Raw genomic sequence first — 23,380 nt, 5'->3', positions numbered from 1 at the left:
TCTATGAAAAAAATAATTTTTTTAATCTTTTTTACCATGACCCTATTTTCCTGTCAGGATACAAGATCCCGAAAAACTCAAAATAAAGATCAATATCCTCCTCAAAAACTTTTTGAAGGAGTACAATTAGAGGCTGCAAAGAAAATTTTTGATGAAGATCAGCAAGGATTAGAAGGTATTTTAAAAAATGAAAAGCAAATCATTAATCAATTAAGTAGTACAAAAGGGTATACTTTATTGATGTATGCTTCCATTGTAGAAAATCTTCCTGCAATGGAAATACTTCTTAAAAACGGAGCAGATCCCAATCTCATTATTCCTCATCTTTATGATTCTCCACTTTCACACGCAGTTGCCACAAATAATTATGAAATGGTAAAGCTTCTATTTAAATATAAGGCCAGTCCGAATCCTGCGGTGGGAAGTAGTCCGTTATGCGATGCAATGATGCTGGGAGCAGAAAATACAGAAAGAAAGATGATTGATTTTTTACTTGAACATGGAGCAGACTTGAATCATACTTCTTATTTAGGAAAAAACATTATGGAATCGGCAGCAAGAAGCAATGTATCCACGGCACAATACTTTATGGAAAAAGGAGGGAATCCTATTATAAAAGGAACTGAACTTTCTCCCATGGCGTTGTATATCAGTTCTGAAGAAAGAAAACAGGTAAAAAATCAAAATTCTAAAAACGCTGCTTATTTTGAAAAGATTTCTGCTATAAAAAAAGAACTTCAGGAAAAGTATGGTATTAAATTTCCTGTAGAAAAAAACGAAATAGAGGAAGCAAAACTTCGCGTGGATTTATATGAGAAATTAAATGAGCGGGACAAAAAATCTGTGAATTTCAACAAAAATTATGGTGAAAACAGATATATAGAAGATCAAAATTTGCTCTCAAAATAGAAAAGATGTGAAAAAAAAGAGTCGTAGTATTACTACAAAAAGTGAATTTTTCTATTAGAATTCTTTCTATCACTAATATTATGATTAAATTTAATATGCTAAGTAAAACACTAAATTTTCATGCTACAGACCATGGAAATTTTGTAGTCTCAAATGAGATCAAATGAAATGAGATAAAAAAACACCAAAATCACAAGTTTAAAGAAAAATATTATGTTTCAGGATAATACCACAAAACCGCAGCTTTCAAATGACCTAGGAAACGCTACTGCGAAAAATATAAAAGAAAAAGTTTCTGCTAAAGCAACAGGTAAAGTCAGTGAAAATATTCAGAAAGTAAATACAGAGATTACAGAGCCTGTCAATGGTATGGTTCAAAAATCTGATTTATTTATGAATCAAGTTACACAAACCAATAATCCGCTTGTAGTTGAAGAAAAAACCTGGGCCAACCAGCCGACGTCAAAAATTCACAATGCTTTGGCTATAGCAACCAGTCAGATTTTAGGAATCAACCGGGTCGTAAAACTTGATTTGGTGATTGAGGGAACAGAAATTAAACATTTCAAGCATTTTAAACTCAGTCAAAGTGCGGTGAAGCATCATGAATTCAGCATTACTCTTGCTCACGATACGTTAGGCGCGGCTGAAAACCATAATCTGGAAGAAGCACAGAATTTTTTAGGGAAAAGACTGACAGTGGTTTTTAAATATAAAGATGTCATTGATGGCCCTGAAAGAAATTTCGTTGGTGTCATCACAGAAGTAGGTTTCAGTCAGGAAAAAGGAAGTTTGGGTAATATTGTTCTGAGTGGATTCAGTCCAACAGTTTTGTTAGATGCAGCTCCGCATATCCAAAGTTTTGGAGGTGCTCAGCCGATAAGTTTAAACAGTATTGCCGATCATGTCATTAAAGAAGGTTTAGGCGGAAGCAAATTCGATTACAGAGTCGATGCGCAGTACGGAAATGTTTCTTACAGTTCGCAATACGAAGAAACGCACTATAATTATCTTGCAAGAATCGCAGAAGCTTACGGTGAGCAGTTTTTTTACGATGGCGAAGTGCTCCACTTCGGAAAACTCCCGCCTTCAGAGCAACCCGTAAAGTTGACCTACGGAAGTAACGTCAGTGATATAAAAGTAAGGATGAAAGCACAGCACGTGAACCCTTCTTTCTACGGCTACAACAGCAGTAAAAATGAAAAACTGACGACGGGAAATTCAAAAATTAACCATGCTTCAGATATCGCAAAACGTGCATACGAAATTTCAGAAAAAACATTTACAACCCCATCATTAAGAGTTGCTCCTATTAAGGCTGCATCTTTTATGGATATTGATGCTTCACAGAAAGGAACGGCTGGCAGTAAAGCTTCGCAGGTTTTCATTACTTCTGGAGAAACGACTGTTCCATTTTTATATCCTGGCTGTACGGCAGATGTTGAGATGAGAAAAGCAGATTCTAATGAGACTTCTTATTTCACAAAATTAATGATGGTGGAAGTAACTCACGAAGTCGATGCAAGAGGATATTATACAGGGAGTTTCGAAGCGATTGCTGCTGACAGCGGATATATACCGCGTCCCGAATTCGAAACTCCGAGAGCTGAAGCTCAGTTTGCAAAAGTGACAGAAAATGCAGACCCATTGAACCAAGGAAGAGTAAAAATCCAGTTTGATTGGCAAAACGGACAGGATACTTCAGAATTTATCCGTGTAATGACTCCTGATGCAGGAAGCAGTGATAAAGTAAGCAAAAACCGTGGTTTTATGGCCATTCCCGAAATCGGCGATCAGGTGATTATCAATTTCGTACATCAGCATCCGGACCGACCGTTTGTCATGGGAGGGATGTTCCATGGAGGTGTTGGTGGAGGCGGTGGTGCCGGGAATAACGTGAAAAGTTTATCCAGTAAAAGCGGAAATATTATTTGTTTAAATGACGGTGCGGGAATTGAGATTAAAGACAGAAATGGAAATCATGTTACATTGAGTGGAACGGGGGATGTTACGACTTATGTGAGTAATGATAATAATGAAAAGATTGGGAATAATCATGAGACCAAAGTTGGAACAAAAACTACAATAGAAGTTGGTGGTGAAAATAACAGTCTTTTAACTATGGATAACGGAGGTAATATAGTTGTTAAGAGTAAAACAGAAATAAAACTAGAAACAGGAAGCAGCTCTATTACCATGGATAAAGATGGAAATATTACTATAAAAGGAATTAATATTACTGTAGAAGGAACTACAACAAAAATAATTGGCAATTCTCTTACAGAAATTGGTAAAAAAGGAGCAGATGCAGGTATGAAAATTGATGGAGATGTTACGATTAAAGGAGGAAAAATTATTGAAAACTAATAATGAAATCAGATTTGCATATATACCAGATAGATAAATCATTTAATCTTCAAAAAATTGCGGAAATTTTAGGTTTAGAGGTTAAACTGCTTAAGGATTTTCATAATGCAAATTCGTCTCCTCATGAATGGATTAAAGATGATAATCAATTTCCAACGTGGCTCAACCATTTATATATACCTGATTCAGAAATCAATTTAATTGAGAATAAAAAACGAAGAGAATCTTTGGATTTTGTTAGTTTAAGACAGGCAGAAATTAATAAAAGTACGTATAAAATCAATCATAAAATTGATTTGCAGGTTTCTGGAAACAGTATGATTGATTCTGAGACTGAGATTATTTGGGAAGTCAGTAAGAGAAGAGAGGAAAATAGTTTTTATAGTGATATCACGCAAGTTTCACATCAGGTAAAATACATTAAATCTATTTATCGTCAGTTTGCAGAATATATGCAGAAATTTAACAAGCCTCTTGGGCATCTTACTGTTAAAATGACAGATGGTGGTAGTATACATTCTATCGCTAATCAGGATGAGATATGGTTTAATTGGGTTTTACTTAGAAAATCATTGGAAACAGAAACTAGCAATACAATTGAAGAGAAAAATATTTTGGAGGGTGGAGACAAGGATTTTAAAGATACACTACCGCTTATAAAAAATAATATTTTATATAATCTGTTTTTCAACGATTGCTACCGAGACTATAATCAAACAGGGAAGTTTATAGAAGAGGAAAAAAGGCAGTATAATTCTCAAGCTTTTAATAACGAAAAAGTAAATACTACAGTAAAAAGAAAAGTAGAAAAGGAAGGGAATATCGCTAAAATAAAATTTTTATGTGAAGGTAATTCTTATCATAACCAACATTTGAAAGAGATTTACAATTCTCAGTTAAAGGAGTTTTTAAAAGAGAATTATGATTATTCATTAATGTGGTCCATTGAATATCATTTTGATATAGAAAAAGGGATGATGCTTTTTTGTCAATCTAAAATAAAAGAACGTGCGAGCAATAATTACATCCATTCGATGGAGCATAAGATAGAGCTAATATAAACTTAAAACAAAATGAGTAAATTATATGTGCCCGACGGAGCATGGCTAGTATGTTCTGACGGAATGAAGAAACAGCAAATAAAAGTTACCAGCCAAAACAAGGTAACTATCGCAGGAGGTTATTTTAAAGCTACTATTGATGATAGGCCTGGGGGTAACTTTATGTGTGCGAAAATGGTTATTGCTGGTGCTATTATCGGAGCTATTGTTGGTGCTGCATTAGTTGCAGGTTCAGTACTTACCGGAGGCGCTTTGGCTGTAGCTGCTTGCGCGGCAGCTGGCGCAGCTGCTGGTGCAGGTATATCAATGATACCCTCGATATGTGGAATTTTACTTAAAGACTGGATGCCTTATGATACCAACGTACTTACTGTAGGAAAACATCCATTATTAGAAAATTCGATGATACCTTGTTCTTTAGGAGGTAATGTAATGATTCTTTATTCTGAGAAAGCTGCTGATGAATTTACCGATAAAGTGCTTGCAGAGACAGCGTTAACTGTTGGAGCAATAGTTTGTGTGTCCTATTTAGCTTCTGCATTTATTATTGGTGTCGGCGCAGCAGGAACTTCAATAATGGCAACATATGCTGAGTTTGGTTTGGCCTCAGCATTTGCGCAGGGAACTGGTATGGCAACGGTTTTTGGAACCTCATATTTGATAAACGGTTTGTACGATGAGATAAAGGACGCAACCGGTTTTGAAAATTATGTAACTGGTGAAGCGTACAATTTAAATGATATGCCAGAAAACCAAGTGATGGTAGAGGCCACGGACAAATCTTATGGTGCAGCTACCGATGCTTTAGGATCTGGTAAAGATATTGCTAAAGCACAAACATCAGGATATCAAAGTACTACAATAAATCAATCTACGATATCACAAAACAGAGTATTTGTTGCTGATAGTAGAGGTAATGTCACTCCACCAGGAACCACAGTTACCAACACAACAATCTCTGCTAATAATCGTCTGCCAAATTCAAGTATTGGAAACTCCCAGATCAATGTAAATGCTTCAAACACGAGTGTCAGAATTACTCAAAATACAACTACGGCTACGTCGACGAATGTGAATTCTGTACATGGCACTCAGTATAATAATTCTTTAAGAAGTAATGCTTCCACAGGTATCAAAACAACTTTAGGCGGCGCAATCAAAGGTTTGGCGATTAACTTTGGTATTGATGTATTAAGAGCTACTTCAAATTGGGCATTGGCTTCACAAATTAGTGATCTTAATAATGCTATGCAAAATGAAGAAGCTGCTGCAAGAGCTAAGATTACTGTTATAGCGGGAAAAGATTAAGAATAAACAGTATAAATATTGTATGAAAAATTTAGTATTCACATTAATTTTTATTTTTCCTTTAATAGTTACAGCTATTTTTATTACGAGAATTATCAAAGTCGATTCAAAATTAGAGTTGGTAAAAGAAAATCCTGTTTTACAAGGAAATTTCAAAAAAAAATTATTCATTGATAAACATGCCAGTAAAAGAAGAGTTTACTTTTATTTGGATAATTCGGGAAAGCATAGATATGAAAGGAATTATAGAGGATTTGTTACAAATTGGTATGTGTTTGGGAATTCTAAACAATTTGAAAACAGCGATACCTTAACGTTTTACAGAGAAATCAATCAAAACAAATTTGATGATGAAAAAATCTCTTTTTTTAGTTTAAATAATGTGAATAAAAATTTTTCTTATTACTTTGATATTTTTCAGTTTTTGAAAGAAAAATATTTTTTTGTTCTTCTCGGGATATTTATAATGTATATTTTCGGCGCAGGGTGGTTAATTGATCAATATGGAGGTATAACTCAGTTAAAAATGGTGGGTTTTATTTTTTTTATAGATATAATTTATTTGTTATTATTATTGTTTTGGTAAAACTTACTATTTTAAAACTAAACTTATTTTATGAAAAGAGCAGTACAGATTATTTTATTAATATGTTCAATATTTTTTTTCATCGTAATCATTAAATATAATTTTTTTACAGACAGTGAAAGCAAATTTTATAAAGATGGTTGGGATTCTTACGAAAATAAACAATACGATTTGACATTGTTTTATCTTAATCGTGTTGATAAAAATAAATATCCAGATGTTGTTGCACCCCTCGGTTTCTCATATATGGAAAAGAAGGATTATCAAAATGCAATATCTAATCTCACAGTTGCATACAATAACGGAATTGGAAAAAAAGAAGGGTACTTTGATAAGATAACTAATTCTTTAGGCATTTGCTATATGCAGATTGGTGATCTGACAAAATCAAAATATTTTTTATTGGAAGCTGAAAAGCAAGGCAATCCAGACAGTATTGGAAATCTTAAAATATTAGATTCTTTACAAAATTCGCAAAATAAATAGTTAAAAGTTCGCACCGTAATTAATTGAAATTTTTGTTCTTACTTAAACTATTTGTTTAGAAGGGTTTTTGTAATAATATTGATATTAAAGGTAATAAGAAATAATGTTTTACGATCTGTGAAAATTGAAGTAATCTAATTATTTTAATCATAAAACATGAAAACAATAATTCGGTAATGATCTGAATTTATGAACTAAAACTCCTACATTTAGCACATTATTTAATGTAAGTAATCTTTTTTAAATAATTCTTTTTGCTTTATAAAAATCCATCCCAAACAATCCCATTTTCTTATATTTGTTCATTATTCAAAATATGGACGCAACACAGGACAAAAGGCTTTTTCTGATAGATGCTTATGCAATGATTTTCAGAGGATATCACGCAATGTCAAAAAACCAGAGATATACCAGCTCCGGGATGGAGACAACAGCTATTTTTGGTTTTATGAATTCTCTGATTGAACTCATTAGAAAAGAAAAACCGACTCATTTAGCAGTAATTTTTGATGTCGGTCAGGCAAGTATTCGTACCAATGATTATGCTGATTATAAGGCTAATCGAAGTGAAACACCTGAAGCAATTAAATTTGCCATTCCATATATTCATCGTATTTTGGAAGCTATGCATGTTCCAAGTCTGGGCGTCGAAGGATACGAAGCTGATGATGTGATCGGAACAATTGCCTGTAAAGCAGAAAAGGAGAATTATACAAGTTTTATTGTAAGTGGAGATAAAGATTTTGCTCAGTTGGTTACTGACAAAATCAAACTTTACAAACCAGGTTTCAGAGGTGGTGAAATTTCGATTTTAGGAGTAGAAGAAGTAAAAGCAAGATATGAAATTGAACACCCTAAACAGGTGATTGATTTCTTGGCGATGATGGGCGATTCATCTGATAATATTCCCGGTTTGGATGGCGTTGGTGAAAAAACGGCCATGAAATTCCTTAAAGAATACGGAAGTATCGAAAACCTTTTAGCCAACACTCATCAGCTGAAAGGCAAAATTAAAGAAAAAATAGAAGCTTCTGCCGAGCGTGGAATTTTATCTAAAAAACTAGCCACCATTATCTGTGACGCTCCGGTAGAATTTCATCAGGAACAATACGATCTTGAAACTCCAGATTTTATAAAAGTAAAGGAAATTTTTGAAGAAATTGAATTCACAAGATTGTACGAAAATCTCTATCGTGCATTTGCTCCAACTGAAACAGTTACTGTGAAAAATACAACCGTTGAAAAAGATGGTGTTATTGTCAGTGAAACAGAAGTTTCAACTTCAGAAACTCCACAGCAGAAAGTTGCCAGAAATGTTGGTCAGCTTGATCTTTTCGCAAGTTTTGAAGAATTGGATCAGGCAACTTCTACCAAAGAAACCATCATAGAAAATGATCACCTTTATCAGTTTGTTGATAATCCTAAAGCGCAGAAAATATTAGTTCAGAATCTTTTAAAACAAAAAGCAGTTTGCTTCGATACCGAAACAACTTCTTTGAACGAATTGGAAGCAGAGTTGGTAGGGATGAGTTTCTCCTATAAAAAAGGTTTGGCATATTACATTCCGCTTTCTGAAGATCAGGGCGAAGTTTTGCAGACACTTGAAATTTTCAGACCATTTTTTGAAAAAGAAGATTTGCTGAAAATCGCTCACAACTTAAAATACGATTATAAAGTTCTGAAGCAATATGATATGACCGTAAAAGGTGCAATGTTCGACACGATGATTGCGCATTACCTTTTAAATCCTGACGGAAGACACGGGATGGATTATCTTTCAGAAGTTTATTTAAATTATAAACCCGTTTCCATTGAAACTATTATTGGTAAGAAGGGAAAAAATCAGGGCAGTTTCAGAGATGCAGATTTGAGAACGCAGACCGATTACGCAGCTGAAGATGCTGATGTAACTTTCCAGCTGTATGAATTGTTCGCACCACAATTGAAAAAAGAAAACCTTGAAGATCTTTTCTACAACATCGAAATGCCTTTGATGGAAGTGTTGGCTAAAATGGAACTCGAAGGAATTTCTCTTGATGAAAAATGGCTGGCTCAGGAAAGCATCGACCTTGAAAATGATTTAAGACAGTTAGAATCAAAAATATTTGAAATTTCCGGTGAAGAATTTAATATGAATTCGCCACGGCAGTTGGGAGATGTTTTGTTTGATAAAATGCAGCTCGACCCAAAAGCCAAGAAAACGAAAACCGGACAGTACGCAACTTCCGAAGATGTGCTTCAAAAATTATCGTCAAAACACGAGATCATCCAGCATATATTAGAATACAGAACATATCAGAAATTAAAATCAACCTACGTAGATGCTTTGCCGTCTCAGATTGATAAGGATGATAACCGTGTGCATACCAATTTCTCACAAACTACGGCTACGACAGGTCGTTTGGCGAGTGTAAATCCGAATTTACAGAATATTCCGATCCGAACGCTAAGAGGTCAGCAAATCCGTGGAGCGTTTGTTTCAGGTGAGGGAAAGAAAATTATCTCTGCCGATTATTCTCAGATTGAATTGCGTCTGATTGCTGAAATTTCGGGTGAAGACAATATGATCAAAGCGTTCCAGGATGGTGAAGATATTCACGCTTCCACGGCTGCAAAACTGTTTAATATTCCTTTGGAAGAAGTTTCAAAAACCCAGCGTGGACAGGCAAAAACGGTCAACTTTGGTATTTTATACGGTCAGGGAGCTTTTGCTTTGGCCGAACAAACCGGATTATCTAGATCGGAAGCGAAGCAGATGATCGAGGCCTATTACGAAACCTATCCAAAATTAAAAGCTTACATGGCTTCACAGGTACAGATAGCGCGTGACCAGGGTTATGTAGAAACGATTTTAGGAAGAAAACGTCACTTGAAAGACATTAATTCCGGTAATTTTGTGGTGCGGGCTCACGCTGAGAGAAATGCCGTGAATGCTCCTATTCAGGGAAGTGCCGCCGATGTGGTGAAAATGGCAATGATTAAAATTCAGAAAGAACTGGAGAAGGAAAAATTGCAGACGAAAATGCTTCTTCAGGTACATGACGAACTTATTTTTGAATCTCCGGTTGATGAGGTGGAAGTAGCTATAAATATTATTAAAACCGAAATGGAAAATGCGATTGAAACGCAGGTTCCTCTTTTGGTGGAAGTTGGAGTAGGGAAGAACTGGCTGGAAGCGCATTAGAAATGTAAAAAAAACTTCCGCTAAAATGCGGAAGTTTTTATACTTTAAATAATCATGATAGTATCAAAAGATGCTATCATTTCTTTTAATACTCAAATTCAATTCCGCCCATATACACTAAAGAAAAATCATCATTTTCTATAGAAACAGGTTTTGGAATTTGTCCCTGACTTACAAATATTATAGAGTTGATATCAAATTTTAATTCGGAAAGGTTGATTTTGTGCATCAGCTCCGGAAGCCACTGGTCGGCAAATGAATATTCTGAAAAGTTCTCGTAAATATTATCGCTTAGATTCTCGAAACCATATTCTGCCAAATCACCGTCAAACCAAACCGTGTCCTGTGATTCTGCAAATTTTGAGATGTAGCTGTCCTCATCTTCTTCATTCAGATAATAGTTATCATCTTCCTCTACAAACTGTAAAAATTGTTCTTCTGAATTAAAATTTCCTACCCAAAAATCTAAAAACTGTGTATTCATGCCAAATTTTTTGAAGCGCCAAAGATAAGATTAATAGTTTTTATTTTAAAAGTTTTTCGTGTGTTACAACGTCAGTTCGAGTAGATTTTGAGAAAATCATATCGAGAACTTTTTGATTAAAGTGATTGCTGTGTAAGTATATTGGGTGCGGATTTCATAGGTTCTCGATCTATTTTTCTCCATTTCACCGAGAAACACTCGAACTGACGAAAGTTTTATATAATTTAAACCTTCAGAACACCACGAAAAGCCCTCGCAGCATAGTAAGAATTGGCTCCGTTGTGATACACAAAAACGGTATTATAACGGCGGTCACAGAATAATGCTCCACCCAGGGCTCTCACTTCTTTTGGAGTTTTAATCCAGCTTGATGTTTTTAAGTCAAATTCTCCTAAGGTCTGCAAAAACCTGTACTGGGTTTCATCCAAAATCTCTACTCCGATTTCTGATGCATAAGTCAAGACGTCGTTTTGTGGCTTGTTTTCTTTTCGCGAATCCAAAGCTTCACGGTCATAGCAAAAACTTCTTCGGTTTTTTGGGCTTTCTGCCGAACAGTCAAAAAACAAGTATTCATCAGATTCTTTATCATAATCTACCACATCGGGCTCACCACCGGAAATTTCCATTTCATTTAAAGTCCAAAGTTTTTGCGGATTTGATTTCAATTTTTCTACAATTTCAGACCATTCCATTTTTGTATGGCGTTGGGTATGTTTCTCAAAACGCTGTTGTAGAATGTCAAGAAGTTCTGTAGTTTCTCTTTCTGATAATTGTTTTTTTGATGCCATGGTGAAGTGTTTTTAGTTTAAAATTTAAGGAAAATAAATCAGCCTGTCATTGGGCAGATCGTACTCGTAGATTTTGTCAGTTTCAGGATCAATGTAAAGCCATTGAAAAGTATTGATTTTATGGTCAGATTCGGTATAAATTCCCAGTACGTAGTAGTGCTTGTCCTCTCAGCTGCGTTTCTCCACTGAATAAGCTAGATCTTGCTTGTTTTTAATGGTTAATTTAATTAAATCTCTATTTGAATTGGCAATATAATATTCTGCAAGTATATAAAGATGATCAAGATAGCTGCCCGACAATTGATCCTCATTAGAAAAATGATATTTGATTTCTTTTCCGTATTCTTTCCTGAACTTTGAAACGTTTCCGTCTTTGATTTTTTTAGCAGAAACAATCCATTGTGCATTTTGGGGAGTTTCTCCATCTCCAGCAATGTAAATTGAATCATTTTTCCATTCTATTGCGATAAGGTCACCCCGTAGGAAACTGCGGTCGTTGTTATTGTCGTTTATAAAATCGATGTTCTCTTTTCCTTTTTTACCGTTCAGCTGTGAATAATCAAAGTTATCATTGTAAGAAGTAAACTCAACGGTATCATTTTTTACAGAATCTCTTTTGATTGTATTCTGCTTAAATTCTTTTTTTTCAAGCTCTCTCGTTTTCTGATCTTTGGTTTCCGTCTGTGTGCATGACCAACAGATGATCAGGAGTAGAAAAGCAGCAGAATCTTTCATTTTTTTGAGTTTGGAGACTTAAAAATAACAAAATTTAAATGAATGAAACAGCAATGTGCCATACTGAACTTCTTGATTTTTGCCATTCACGTTACACGTTTTTCACTTTCACTTACCGAAATCGTTTTTTCTAAACGTGAAATTCGTGTTTTCTCATGCTTCGCGCTCATTATCCAGTGAATCATCACTTTTTTATAAGAGGGTGCCTGCTTTTCGAAAAATTCCCAGGCTTTTTTATTTTTTTTAAACTGTTTTTCGTAATCAGATGTCAGATAAGAAGACTCTTTTTCATGAGAGTAAATCCCTGATTTATCTTCTTTTCTAAGTTTGAAAGCCTGAAGACCTTCTGTTCTCATTAAACCTGCTTCTGTAAGCATCTCAATTTTTTTTATGTTCACAACACTCCAGATACTGTTAGCTTTTCTTGGTGTAAAACGGATGCTGTAGCTTTCTTCATCAATCGATTTTCTCACCCCGTCAATCCAGCCAAAACATAGGGCCTGATCTACAGATTCCGACCAGGTCATCGAAGGTTTTTTGGTTCCCACTTTGTAGAAACCCACAATGAGTTCCGTTTTTTTCTGGTGGTTTTCTTCCAGCCATTTGCGGAAGTCATGATGATTGGGGAAGAAGGTTGCTGTCATTTCACAGGATATTTTATCGCCTTGTTTCTTTCAATGGGATTGTTGTATTTTCTGATGTAGTTTTGCTCGTCTTTCATAAGTGGAATCAGATCGTTGGCGTCAGCATACCTCACTCCGTTGTAATCAAAGCTGGAACTTGTTCCTGTTCTCAGTTTCTCTCTCATTCTATGCATCGGATCATTGTAATATTCCATTTGCTTTTTCACAAATGTTTTTTCAGCAACAAGAAGTGGGCTGTTTCCGTACCGCACTTCCAATATATTGGACGTGTCGTAGGTCTGAGCTAATTTTTTGCTTTTCATCAAATTGAAAACGTATTGCTGTTGACTGTCTTCAAGCGTAACAATCAAACCCGGCAATCCTTTAAATTTATAAGGTCCTTCCGAAAAAGGAATTTCTTTGGTAAACCAGGCGGTCCATTTTCTTCCACCGAAATTGGTTGTTGCTTTTTGAACGGTAAAATTACCGTCTTTTTTTGTTTCTTCAGACAGTTTCCAATGGATGACATCTTCAGTAGCATAGCTGTACAGTTGAAAATCGATGGTCCTGAAATTGATATTTTCATTAGAGTTTTTCTTTCTCGTCACAGGGATATGTTTAGTCCAATTAAGACCTTCACTCTGATTCGCTTTATTGATTGAATCCTTTTCAAGAAATACGTAATCGTAGTATTTGGTGTTTTCGGGGTTAATATCCAAAACCATGTAGCTTTTAAGGGGTTCAATTTGTGTAGAATCCTGTTTGAATTTTAATTCGTAAAAATAACGGTGGGTCTGTGCATGTGTAAATCCAATGACGGAAAATAGGAGGAAATAAATGAGTTTCATTATTTAAAATTAATAAACAACTAAGATAATAAAATCCCTTTAAAATGATTTAAAAATGAGTGATTGAGAAGAAGAATTTAACTTGAGATGCAAGATTAAAAATAAATCAACATCATAGATTTAATATAAACAATTGTGGTAGCTTTTATTTTTTGAATCCTTACATTTGTAAGGCATTCTGATTTAAAACAGAGAGTGAAATGAATTTAGATATGATTGATAGAAGATATAAGGAAACGATTCATAACGACACAAACAATTACGAATACATCACCGTCACCCACGACGAAAATAAAGTCAGAATTTACACCCTAAAAAACGGATTGAAAGTTTTTTTGGCGCAGAATTTTGACGCTCCCAGAATTCAGACTTTTATTCCTGTGAGAACGGGAAGTAATAATGATCCTTCTGATAATACAGGTTTAGCGCATTATCTTGAACACATGATGTTCAAAGGAACATCAAAAATCGGAACACAAAACTGGGAAAAAGAAAAAGTTTTACTCGATCAGATCTCAGATTTATACGAGCAACATAAAGCCGAGCAAAATCCAGAAAAGAAAAAGGAGATTTACAAAAAAATAGACGAAATTTCTCAGGAAGCAAGTCAGTTTGCGATTGCCAACGAGTATGATAAAATCATTTCGTCTCTTGGAGCAAGCGGAACCAATGCCCATACGTGGTTTGACGAAACTGTTTATAAAAACAATATTCCTAACAACGAATTGGAGAAATGGCTGAAAGTTGAAAAAGAACGATTTTCAGAGATGGTTCTGAGACTTTTTCATACCGAGTTGGAATCTGTTTATGAAGAATTCAACCGTGCGCAGGATAACGATTCACGTTTGGTAAATGATTCTTTAATGGAAGCTCTTTTTCCAACGCATCCTAACGGACAGCAAACTACACTTGGAAAACCAGAGCATTTGAAAAATCCTTCGATGAAGGCGATTCATAAATATTTTGACGAATATTATGTTCCCAATAACTATGCGATGGTTTTGGTAGGTGATTTAGATTTTGAACATACCGTAAAACTGGTCGATAAATATTTCGGATCGATTCCTTATAAAGAATTACCCAAAAAAGACGCGGTTACTGAACAACCGATGACTGAAATTGTTGAAAGAACAGTGTACAGTCCAACCACTCCTAGAGTTCAGTTGGCGTGGAGAACAGATAGCTACGGTTCAAAAGAAGCGATGCTCGCAGATGTCGTTGCGAATATTTTAAGCAACAGAGGTGATGCAGGTTTGCTTGATTTGAATATCAATCAAACTCAAAAAATGCTTTGGGCACAGGCTTATTCCTTAGGCTTGAAAAATTACGGATTCTTTTCTATGGTTGCAGTTCCGAAGGAGAATCAGACTTTAGTGGAAGCAAAAAAAATGGTCTTGGAGCAGATTGACTTGGTGAAAAAAGGAGAATTTCCAGATTGGATGCTTCCTGCTATCATCAATGATTTTAAACTTCAAAGAATGAAAGCTTTGGAAACGGCTGGTGGGCTAGCCAATAATCTTTATGATACCTATATCAAAGGCAGAACTTGGGAACAGGAATTGAATGAGATGGATGAGTATTCAGAAATTACCAGAGAGGAAGTAATTGCATTTGCAAATGATTTCTTTAAAGATAATTATGTGGTCATCAACAAAGAAAAAGGAGTTAACGATAAATTGTTAAGAGTTGATAATCCCGGAATTACGGCAATAAAAATAAACCGTGACGCACAATCTGAATTTTTACAGGAAATTATCAATGAGAAAACGGAAGATATCCAACCTGAATTCATTGATTATCAGAAAGAAATAAAAACAGATGTTGTTAAGGATAAAAAAATAAGTTTCGTAAAAAACAAATACAACGAGATCGCGCAGGTTCATTTTATTTTTCCGTTTGGAAGCGACCATGACCGCGAACTCGGGATTTCTACGCAGATTTTACAGTATCTGGGAACCGACAGGTTTTCTCCTGAGGATTTGAAAAAAGAATTCTTTAAAATAGGAATCACCAACGATTTTAAAACGACTTCAGACCAGCTCCATATTTCGCTCAGCGGACTGGAAGAAAACATGAAACAAGGTGTGGAATTACTGCAGCACTGGCTGAAAAACGTGCAGCCCGATCAGGAGATTTATATCCAGTTTGTAGAGACAGTTTTGGAGAACCGGGAAGCAGGAAAGAAAGATAAAAACCGAATCATGACGGCTTTAACGAATTATACAAAACTCGGGAAAGGCTCAAGATTTCTGGATTTTCTGTCGAAAGATGAGCTTCAGAATACTAAAGTGGAAGCATTCACAGAAAGGATCAAGAATTTATTTAAATTCCAGTACCAAATATTTTTCTACGGAAAAGATTTTGAGAAATTTAAAAACGAAATCGGAAATTTTATCGAAACGCAAAGTCGTAGCATTCCTGATGCAAAGAAGTATCCCGAACCTGAAACTTTGGGGAATGTGTATTTTACCAACTATGATATGGTGCAGATGGAGATGAGCAAAATAGGAAAAGGTCATCATGTAAACACTGGAAATTTTGGAAAAATCAACGTTTTTAATGAGTATTTCGGGCGTGGTCTGTCATCCATTGTTTTTCAGGAAATTCGTGAAAGCAAGAGTTTGGCATATTCTGCATATGTTTCATACACGCCAAATGCAGAAATTGGACATCCAGATTATATCACAACATATATTGGAACTCAGCCGGATAAATTACAGATCGCAGTCGACACCATGACCGAATTGATGGATGAGCTTCCCGAAGTGACCACCCAATTTGAAAATGCGAAAAATGCAGCTTTAAAGCAAATAGCCTCAACAAGAATTACAAGAACCAATATTTTTTTCAATACATTGAGGTTACAGAAACTCGGAATTACCCACGATGTCAGAAAAGATATTTACAGTCAGATTGAAAGTTTGAATTTTGATGAAATAAAAAAGTTTTATGAGACTGAAATAAAGCCAATCCAGTTTAATACAGCCATTATCGGAAAAAAGGAAAACCTGAATCTTGAGGCAGTGGAAAAAATGGGAAGTTTAAAGGAGGTGGATCTGGAAGAAATTTTTGGGTATTAAAAATAAATTCGCTGAGTCTTTAGATGATTAAAAATATTGAGATCAGGATGCGAGCAGTGAAAATTTATTCTACTTAATGATTTTCGTGTGATTATTTCTATGTTTTCACCTTTCTGTTTCATCAATCAAAGAAAAATAAGTAAATTTGTGAGCATTAATAAAAAGATAAATTAAAACAACAATAAAATGTCAATTTTAGTAAACAAAGATTCTAAAGTAATTGTACAAGGTTTTACAGGTAACGAAGGTACTTTCCACGCAGGTCAGATGATCGAGTACGGAACCAACGTAGTAGGTGGTGTTACTCCAGGAAAAGGAGGGAGCGAGCACTTAGGAAAGCCTGTATTTAATACTGTTGCTGACGCTGTTGCAAAAGCAGGAGCTAATGTAAGTATCATTTTTGTACCACCTGCATTTGCTGCAGATGCTATCATGGAAGCTGCTGAAGCGGGTATCAAAGTAATCGTTTGTATTACAGAAGGTATTCCTGTTGCAGACATGGTAAAAGTAAAATCTTATATCGCTGACAAAGAGTGTAGATTGATCGGGCCAAACTGTCCTGGAATCATCACTTCTGACGAAGCTAAAATTGGTATTATGCCAGGTTTTGTTTTCAAAAAAGGAAAAGTAGGAATTGTTTCAAAATCGGGTACGCTTACTTATGAAGCTGCTGACCAAGTTGTAAAAGCTGGTTACGGTGTTTCTACAGCAATCGGAATTGGTGGTGATCCAATTATTGGAACTACGACAAGAGAAGCTCTTGAATTGTTTATCAATGACCCGGAAACTGAAGCAGTGGTTATGATCGGTGAAATCGGTGGTGGTCTTGAAGCTGAAGCTGCAAGATGGTACAAAGCTAGTGGTTCTACAAAACCGGTTGTTGGTTTTATTGCAGGTCAAACTGCTCCTAAAGGTAGAACAATGGGTCACGCAGGTGCTATTGTTGGTGGTGATGAAGATACAGCTCAAGCTAAAATGGAAATCATGAGAGAAAACGGTATCAATGTAGTAGATTCTCCCGCTGATATTGGTGCTACTGTAGCAAAAATTTTAGGATAATCTTTTCTTAAGAAATAAAATATAAGCCTCGTTTTACGGGGCTTTTTTTGTGAATTTTTTTTTAACATTAGAATAAATACTTATCTTTAAAAAATTAAAAAATATACGAATACAAAACTCAATATCAACATGAAAAAACTTTTATTAAGCTCAGCATTAGTTCTTTCTACTTTATCGTTCGCGCAAATAGATTTTAGTAGCACAAGATTCGGTGTTACTGCTGGTGGAAACTATTCGAGAGTAAAAAATGCGCATAATCCATCAGGGGCAAGATTTGCTTTTCAAGGTGGTGTTTTAGCATTGATTCCCATGGGAGGAGCTAATCAGTTTTATCTTCAGCCTGAAGTAGTATATTATGGAGCAGGAGAATCTGGGAAAGATAAAGATGCAAAAGGAATACCTGGGTATGATGCAATGTACGCTAATAACTACATCAGTGTTCCTGTTTCCTTCAAAGGATATTTTTCTGAAGCAGAATCAGAATTCTTTGGATTGATTGGTCCGAGATTTAATTTTTTAATTGATCAGAAAGTTAAAGATGAATCTCGTGAAATTTACAGAACAGATCAATTGGGTAAAGCTGCTTCTTTTAATTTCGCAATAGGTGCAGGTTTAGGTTACAGCTACAAAAGACAGCTCGAATTGGCTTTAAAGTATGACTTTGGTTTATCTGATACTTATCCAACATTGGATGAGAGTAAATTAGATCCGAGTTCTACAAAAAAGAAATCTGAGCAGGTTCTCAGTTTAAGCCTAAGCTATATCTTTAAATAATTTTTTTGTAATTGAATATATAAGAATCCCGGAAATCATTTTCGGGATTTTTTTATAGTTGAATTGACTAGTTATTTTTAGAAGTGGCTCAGACCTCATGAGACACATTTAGAATGTGGAATGAAAGACAAGTAATTTTTATCGGATTTTATATTTTATTTGTGTATTTTAGAGATAACTAAAAATTTTCAAATTATTGTAAATTTATTTTATTTCTATAGGTTTAATATAAATACAATTTAAGCGATGAAAACAAATGATCATTTTTTCATAACTGCTAAGAAATTTTGGAAAACAGTCACTAATAAAGAAACTCATCCTGATAGTGACAAATTACAAAACCAAATAGATATATATAAACGATTACTGAATATTTTCCATGCGGGAGACTGTTACTATTATGTTTTCAGCATGTACACTGCAGAGTTAGAAGTGGTAAGTGAAAATATTAAAGAGATTTTAGGATATGAATCACAGGATTTCTCTGTAAAATTTATGATGGAGATCATGCATCCTGATGATAAGCCATATTTCTTAAATTTTGAATATAGGGTAGTCGAGTTTTTCAAATCACTCCCCTTTGATAAAGTTCCGTTTTATAAAGTACAATACGATTTACGCCTTAAGAAAAAAGACGGAAACTATATGCGTATTCTTCATCAGGCGGTACAGGTAGATTATGATGAAAAAAATTATTACCGTACTCTTTCCTTAGATACAGATATTACCCATATAAAACCGGAGGGAGCTCCTTGCTTTTCCCTTATTGGTCTAGATGGTGAACCTTCCTATTACAACATTCAGGATCATTTTTTTACAAAATCTTTCGATTTATTTACAAAGAGAGAAAGAGAAGTATTGAAAGCGATTATAGAAGGAAAAACCAGTCAACAAATTGCTGACGAATTATTAATCAGCTACTTTACCATAAATGCTCATAGAAGAAATATTATGGAAAAAGCAGAAGTAAAAACCCCTTTAGAGCTTGTTCGTAAAACCTTAAAAGAAGGTTGGGTATAGCTGCAAAAATAGTTAGTTCTATCTATTTTTTTGAATTCATAATAAGGGTAATTTTGTAGAAAACTATAATCTATGGAGTCTTATTATTTAATCTCTCCTTGATGCATTCATAAATGCACACGGACATTCACTGTTACTTCAAACACTTATCAAAAAAGCAAGGAAGGAAATTTCAAATAGTCTTTCCTAAATTATACCTGAAATAATAATACATTTTAATGCCCACTTTGGTAGGAGCCGGAGAAATTGAATCTGGGCGCAATGAGGCTTTATTTAAAGTACAGGGTATTAAGTTAAGTGTTTCTAAATCTTTTATTGAAAACTAATGACCAACTATTAAAACATTAATCATGAAAATTAAAATTTTAGTTTTAGGATTTCTACTTTTCTTCAGGTTGGGTTTCGCGCAACAATGGTCAGAATGGAAATCCTTTACCGGAATGGACTGTAATTTCAATGTAGAATACAGAGTGAAAATGGTGGAACTTTTTGATTTGAATTATCAAGTTCATATGTATTTTCAGGTTAGAAATGACAATAGCAAAACGATCTCATATACAGTGGCACTATTGGATGGTAACGGAAAAATACATTTCGAAGACGGGCATCAGACCAATCCGAATGAAATCACGGAGTTTGTACACAAAATGAATGGAAAATATATTAAAAGCCTTCAGTTTAACAAGGCTGTTTTCACTTCAACCAAACAACCAATTTGTCGATAATATTTAAAAACAAAAATTATGAAAACCAATATTTTAATACTTTTTTTGCTGGTTTTCGGATGCATTTCTGCTCAGAAAAAAGCAGTGAAACCCGCAGCAAAAATAATAAAAAAAGAAGTTCATGCAACAGCGGAAAAATCTTTATTATACAACCTTTTAGGGAAGAATATAGATAACGCCTTGCTGGAACTTGATGAAAAAATATCTAGTAAAGGTTATGCTTTTTCAGGGGTGGAAGAGGATAAAAAGTATGTCTATACTGCAGATAAAAATAGAACAGAAGAAGTTCGAAGCTTTCATAAATACTTAACAATTAGCAAAAATAATAAACCTCTTCAAATTTTCTTAAGCGCTAATCCGGATAAAACAATCTATGATGTTTATATTTATTTTGAAAATACTGAAGACGTAATAGAATTTAAAAAAGATATAGGGATAGGCTTCTGGAAGTTGCTGGAAACAAAAGGTGAACAGAATATTTATAACAACAAAGAGAAGTTTGCTGTTGTAGGTCCAAATAATATTAATGCTTTCGTTCCTGAGTCTAAATACGAGACTAGCCTTGCCTTAGCTCCTGTACTTACTGTATTAAATAGTACCCCAATTTGCGTTAAAAAAAAGGAAGTATATTCTAAAGACGGTCGTTTTATAGATTACATTCAAGAATTTTATTATAAAAACGGATTTAGGATCATGGTGGAGGAAGAACTGCGAAAAGAAGCAACATATATAAACAATCCGAGTAAAATAGCCTTGCATACCGTGCTTAGTAAATTGCAGGATTTAGGTTATAAGGAAAGATATAAAGAAGAAGTGACCCAAAATAGATATTTTTATAATGAAAGTTCAAATTCTATGGTGAAAGCGACGGATGAGAATATTGAAATATACACTTTGCCAATTACTAGTGCAGAATATGATGACAACCATTGGAAGCAGGAAAAGATTACACCTCAGTTGCTCAATAGTATTTATAATAATTTTCCTGATAAAACGGTACGAGCTCAATATTTAAAGGATCACTTTTGGCATAAAACAGCAGATGATGGAACATTAAATATTTTCGGACGTGACAATAATGATAATATTGTAAGAGCTTGGTTATATAATAAAGAAAATTTTGATAAGCAATGGGGACGAAAATTTGACATTTCTTTTACAAACCAGAAATCTTATCAGGATTTACTATTTGATGATTCATTATTGTATGCAATAGGCTCTACTGTAGATGGGAAGTTTTATAAATTCCAAGGAGGGTATTATGATAAAAACAAGTATCTCGCAAGCAAAACAAGTTACGATGTACAGCAAAATGTGAACAAACTTGCCGAACAGAAACTGGAAGCTGAAAGAAAGCAAAGAGAAATAGAAGAAAATCAGCGAAAAGCAAAAAGAAATGCTGAATTACAAGAAGGGCTACAAAGCTTTACCACCCAACTTTTGGAACTGTATAAAAAATAGATTATGAAAACATTTTCTAAAATAATAGAGGTCATTTTTTTCTGCCTGACATTTAATTTCCTAATGGCACAGGAAGGTGACAACAGATTAAATGAATGTAAATCTCTTACCCTTAAAATGTATAAAGGAGAAAGCCTTCTTCAATCTAAACTTACAGATTGTCTGGTTAGTCTTGCAACATATGGTTCAAATTTTACCACAAAATATTCGGACTGGGCAAATGATTTGGCTAATCAAAGTAAAGAGATGATGGATGCGGAATTAAATAGGTTAGAAGCCGATCGGCAAATATCCAAAGAAATTCGTCAGCAAAGCTTTTCCAATATGGTAGACGGAGTATCCTCTAATCTGCAAAATCAGCTTCAGAAAAAAAATGGAAGCATTGGTGTACAGAATACAAACAAAGCTGACCCGTGTAATACCGGGATTGCTAATACGTGTCGCTGATGAAGAGTATAAAAATTCGTTATGAAAACGATTACCATAAAGATTTTGTAATCAAAAAAAACGTTTCGTGAATTTTCATGAAACGTTTTTGTATACTAGATCTTAAGTTTTATTTTTTTTAACTTAATTTTTAATCCACTTCCAAAGCTCCTTCAGTGTAGCCTTATTTCCATACATTAGAATTCCTACTCGATAAATTTTCCCTGCAAGAAAAATCATAAAGATAGTCGTCGCTAGTAATAAGAAAATAGATAAAGCAATTTCCCAAGCCGGAACGCCGTAAGGAATTCTCGCAATCATCGCTACTGGCGAGGTGAAAGGAATAATGGATAACCAAAATCCTAATGGCCCATCAGGATTATTCATCAGAGAAAAACTTCCGTACATCCCTAATGTCAAGGGCAAAATGGCAAATAAGGTGAATTGTTGGGTTTCCGTCTCATTGTCAACTGCAGAACCAATAGCTGCGTAGATCGAACTGTAAAAAATATATCCCAAAAGAAAAAAGACGATAAATACAAAGATGATCAAAGGGAAATTTAAATCCAATAGACTGTGAGAAACTTGAGTTGCAATTTGAGCAATATCCAATTTGTCTGAAATTTCTTCATTACTGCCCGGAATATTTTTTTGAATGGATGAGAATCCTGTATTCAAAACCAAAGCTCCAATGACTGACATTGTAATCCAAATAATAAACTGTGTTAAAGCAACCATCGTCACACCGAGAATCTTTCCCATCATCAGTTCAAAAGGTTTTACCGAAGAAATAATAATTTCAACCACGCGGTTGTTTTTTTCTTCCAAAACACTTCTCATGACGCGCACTCCGTAAATAATAATGAACATAAAAGTAACATACATTAAACCTAAACTTAATCCGGTTTTTACCCCAAAAGCAAGGTCAGAGTCTTCTTTATTGTCGTCAGAAACGTTGATGGTTTTGAGTTCAAAATTTTTATCAAGATTATTCAACTGAGATTCTGCGATACCCAATTGCTTAATTTTTTCTTTCTTAATGACATTGCTGATATCAGAAATAATACGTTGCTTGGTATCAAGACCGATTTTAGTGTTAATAACCAATCTTGTATTTTTTTCTAAATCATCAAAATTTTGACTCGCCATTTGAGGTAAAATCAAAATACCATCTAAAGACTCATTACCCTTTAAATTTTTAATTTTAGATTTTTCATCCGCGACCGGAACAAAAATGTATTCCAGTTTGTCATTAGATTTGAGCTGACCTGCGAAAAGTCCGCTGTTGTCTACAACTTCAATCACATTGTGAGATTCATTGGCTTTGAACATCAATCCGATCACGGCACCAAATCCGATAATCATTAATGGAGCCAGTAAAGTCAGTAAGATGAAAGATTTTTTCTTCACCTGCGTAAGAAATTCTCTTTTTGTAATTAAATATATATTGTTCATA

20 protein-coding genes are annotated in these 23,380 nt (G+C 34.6%); 14 read left to right on the top strand and 6 right to left on the bottom strand.

Going from position 1 to position 23,380, the window contains the following annotated elements; genetic code table 11:
• Positions 1 to 3: 3 nt before the first annotated feature.
• From AR685_RS06985 to polA, 7 genes are all read left to right on the top strand, one after another.
• Positions 4 to 909 carry an ankyrin repeat domain-containing protein gene (locus tag AR685_RS06985; RefSeq protein ID WP_228376398.1) on the top strand — a complete coding sequence of 302 codons (906 nt, stop codon included), beginning with the start codon at positions 4 to 6 and terminating at the stop codon, positions 907 to 909.
• 393 nt (positions 910 to 1,302) lie between these two features.
• The gene (locus AR685_RS06980) at positions 1,303 to 3,276 is read left to right on the top strand and encodes a type VI secretion system Vgr family protein (protein WP_410492912.1); all 1,974 of its coding nucleotides are present in this window, start codon (positions 1,303 to 1,305) and stop codon (positions 3,274 to 3,276) included.
• Positions 3,277 to 3,278: 2 nt separating this feature from the next.
• Positions 3,279 to 4,337, top strand: a complete 1,059-nt coding sequence (locus AR685_RS06975) for a hypothetical protein (RefSeq protein WP_059124122.1) — start codon at positions 3,279 to 3,281, stop codon at positions 4,335 to 4,337.
• A 12-nt stretch (positions 4,338 to 4,349) separates the two neighbouring features.
• Positions 4,350 to 5,645: a PAAR-like protein gene (locus AR685_RS06970; RefSeq protein ID WP_082671897.1), complete on the top strand. Its 1,296-nt coding sequence runs from the start codon at positions 4,350 to 4,352 to the stop codon at positions 5,643 to 5,645.
• A 22-nt stretch (positions 5,646 to 5,667) separates the two neighbouring features.
• On the top strand, positions 5,668 to 6,231 hold the full coding sequence (locus tag AR685_RS06965; protein ID WP_059124120.1) for a hypothetical protein: 564 nt from the start codon (positions 5,668 to 5,670) through the stop codon (positions 6,229 to 6,231).
• A gap of 30 nt (positions 6,232 to 6,261) precedes the next feature.
• Positions 6,262 to 6,717: a hypothetical protein gene (locus tag AR685_RS06960; RefSeq protein WP_059124119.1), complete on the top strand. Its 456-nt coding sequence runs from the start codon at positions 6,262 to 6,264 to the stop codon at positions 6,715 to 6,717.
• Positions 6,718 to 7,033: 316 nt separating this feature from the next.
• A complete protein-coding gene (gene polA / locus AR685_RS06955) occupies positions 7,034 to 9,901 on the top strand; it encodes a DNA polymerase I (protein WP_047442453.1) in 2,868 nt (955 codons plus the stop codon).
• Between the two features lie 85 nt (positions 9,902 to 9,986).
• On the opposite strand, the gene AR685_RS06950 is transcribed toward polA, so the two are convergent.
• From AR685_RS06950 to AR685_RS06930, 5 genes are all read right to left on the bottom strand, one after another.
• The gene (locus AR685_RS06950; RefSeq protein WP_047442454.1) at positions 9,987 to 10,385 is read right to left on the bottom strand and encodes an immunity 22 family protein; all 399 of its coding nucleotides are present in this window, start codon (positions 10,383 to 10,385) and stop codon (positions 9,987 to 9,989) included.
• A gap of 224 nt (positions 10,386 to 10,609) precedes the next feature.
• Positions 10,610 to 11,173: a DUF4256 domain-containing protein gene (locus AR685_RS06945; RefSeq protein WP_059124118.1), complete on the bottom strand. Its 564-nt coding sequence runs from the start codon at positions 11,171 to 11,173 to the stop codon at positions 10,610 to 10,612.
• Positions 11,174 to 11,341: 168 nt separating this feature from the next.
• Positions 11,342 to 11,908 carry a hypothetical protein gene (locus AR685_RS06940; protein WP_059124117.1) on the bottom strand — a complete coding sequence of 189 codons (567 nt, stop codon included), beginning with the start codon at positions 11,906 to 11,908 and terminating at the stop codon, positions 11,342 to 11,344.
• An 86-nt stretch (positions 11,909 to 11,994) separates the two neighbouring features.
• Positions 11,995 to 12,552, bottom strand: coding sequence for a YdeI/OmpD-associated family protein (locus tag AR685_RS06935; protein ID WP_059124116.1), 558 nt, complete (start codon positions 12,550 to 12,552; stop codon positions 11,995 to 11,997).
• A complete protein-coding gene (locus tag AR685_RS06930) occupies positions 12,549 to 13,379 on the bottom strand; it encodes a GLPGLI family protein (RefSeq protein WP_059124115.1) in 831 nt (276 codons plus the stop codon). Before AR685_RS06930 ends, AR685_RS06935 begins: the two co-directional genes overlap by 4 nt.
• Positions 13,380 to 13,579: 200 nt before the next feature.
• On the opposite strand from AR685_RS06930, the gene AR685_RS06925 reads away from it, so the two are divergent.
• From AR685_RS06925 to AR685_RS06895, 7 genes are all read left to right on the top strand, one after another.
• A complete protein-coding gene (locus tag AR685_RS06925; RefSeq protein WP_410492908.1) occupies positions 13,580 to 16,459 on the top strand; it encodes a M16 family metallopeptidase in 2,880 nt (959 codons plus the stop codon).
• Positions 16,460 to 16,645: 186 nt separating this feature from the next.
• Positions 16,646 to 17,518, top strand: a complete 873-nt coding sequence (gene sucD, locus AR685_RS06920) for a succinate--CoA ligase subunit alpha (RefSeq protein ID WP_047442459.1) — start codon at positions 16,646 to 16,648, stop codon at positions 17,516 to 17,518.
• A 129-nt stretch (positions 17,519 to 17,647) separates the two neighbouring features.
• Complete coding sequence (locus AR685_RS06915; RefSeq protein ID WP_047442460.1) at positions 17,648 to 18,292, top strand: porin family protein; 645 nt, start codon at positions 17,648 to 17,650, stop codon at positions 18,290 to 18,292.
• Positions 18,293 to 18,538: 246 nt separating this feature from the next.
• A complete protein-coding gene (locus AR685_RS06910; protein ID WP_228376397.1) occupies positions 18,539 to 19,312 on the top strand; it encodes a LuxR C-terminal-related transcriptional regulator in 774 nt (257 codons plus the stop codon).
• Positions 19,313 to 19,662: 350 nt separating this feature from the next.
• Positions 19,663 to 20,037: a hypothetical protein gene (locus tag AR685_RS06905; protein ID WP_059124114.1), complete on the top strand. Its 375-nt coding sequence runs from the start codon at positions 19,663 to 19,665 to the stop codon at positions 20,035 to 20,037.
• An 18-nt stretch (positions 20,038 to 20,055) separates the two neighbouring features.
• Positions 20,056 to 21,498 carry a hypothetical protein gene (locus AR685_RS06900; protein ID WP_059124113.1) on the top strand — a complete coding sequence of 481 codons (1,443 nt, stop codon included), beginning with the start codon at positions 20,056 to 20,058 and terminating at the stop codon, positions 21,496 to 21,498.
• A 3-nt stretch (positions 21,499 to 21,501) separates the two neighbouring features.
• Positions 21,502 to 21,945, top strand: coding sequence for a hypothetical protein (locus tag AR685_RS06895; protein ID WP_059124112.1), 444 nt, complete (start codon positions 21,502 to 21,504; stop codon positions 21,943 to 21,945).
• A gap of 123 nt (positions 21,946 to 22,068) precedes the next feature.
• Here AR685_RS06895 and AR685_RS06890 read toward each other — a convergent pair whose 3' ends face one another.
• A complete protein-coding gene (locus tag AR685_RS06890) occupies positions 22,069 to 23,379 on the bottom strand; it encodes an ABC transporter permease (RefSeq protein WP_059124111.1) in 1,311 nt (436 codons plus the stop codon).
• Position 23,380 lies beyond the last annotated feature (1 nt).

Source organism: Chryseobacterium sp. JAH, from assembly GCF_001507335.1.
Lineage (GTDB): Bacteria > Bacteroidota > Bacteroidia > Flavobacteriales > Weeksellaceae > Chryseobacterium.
This window is presented reverse-complemented; position numbering and strand designations above follow the sequence as displayed.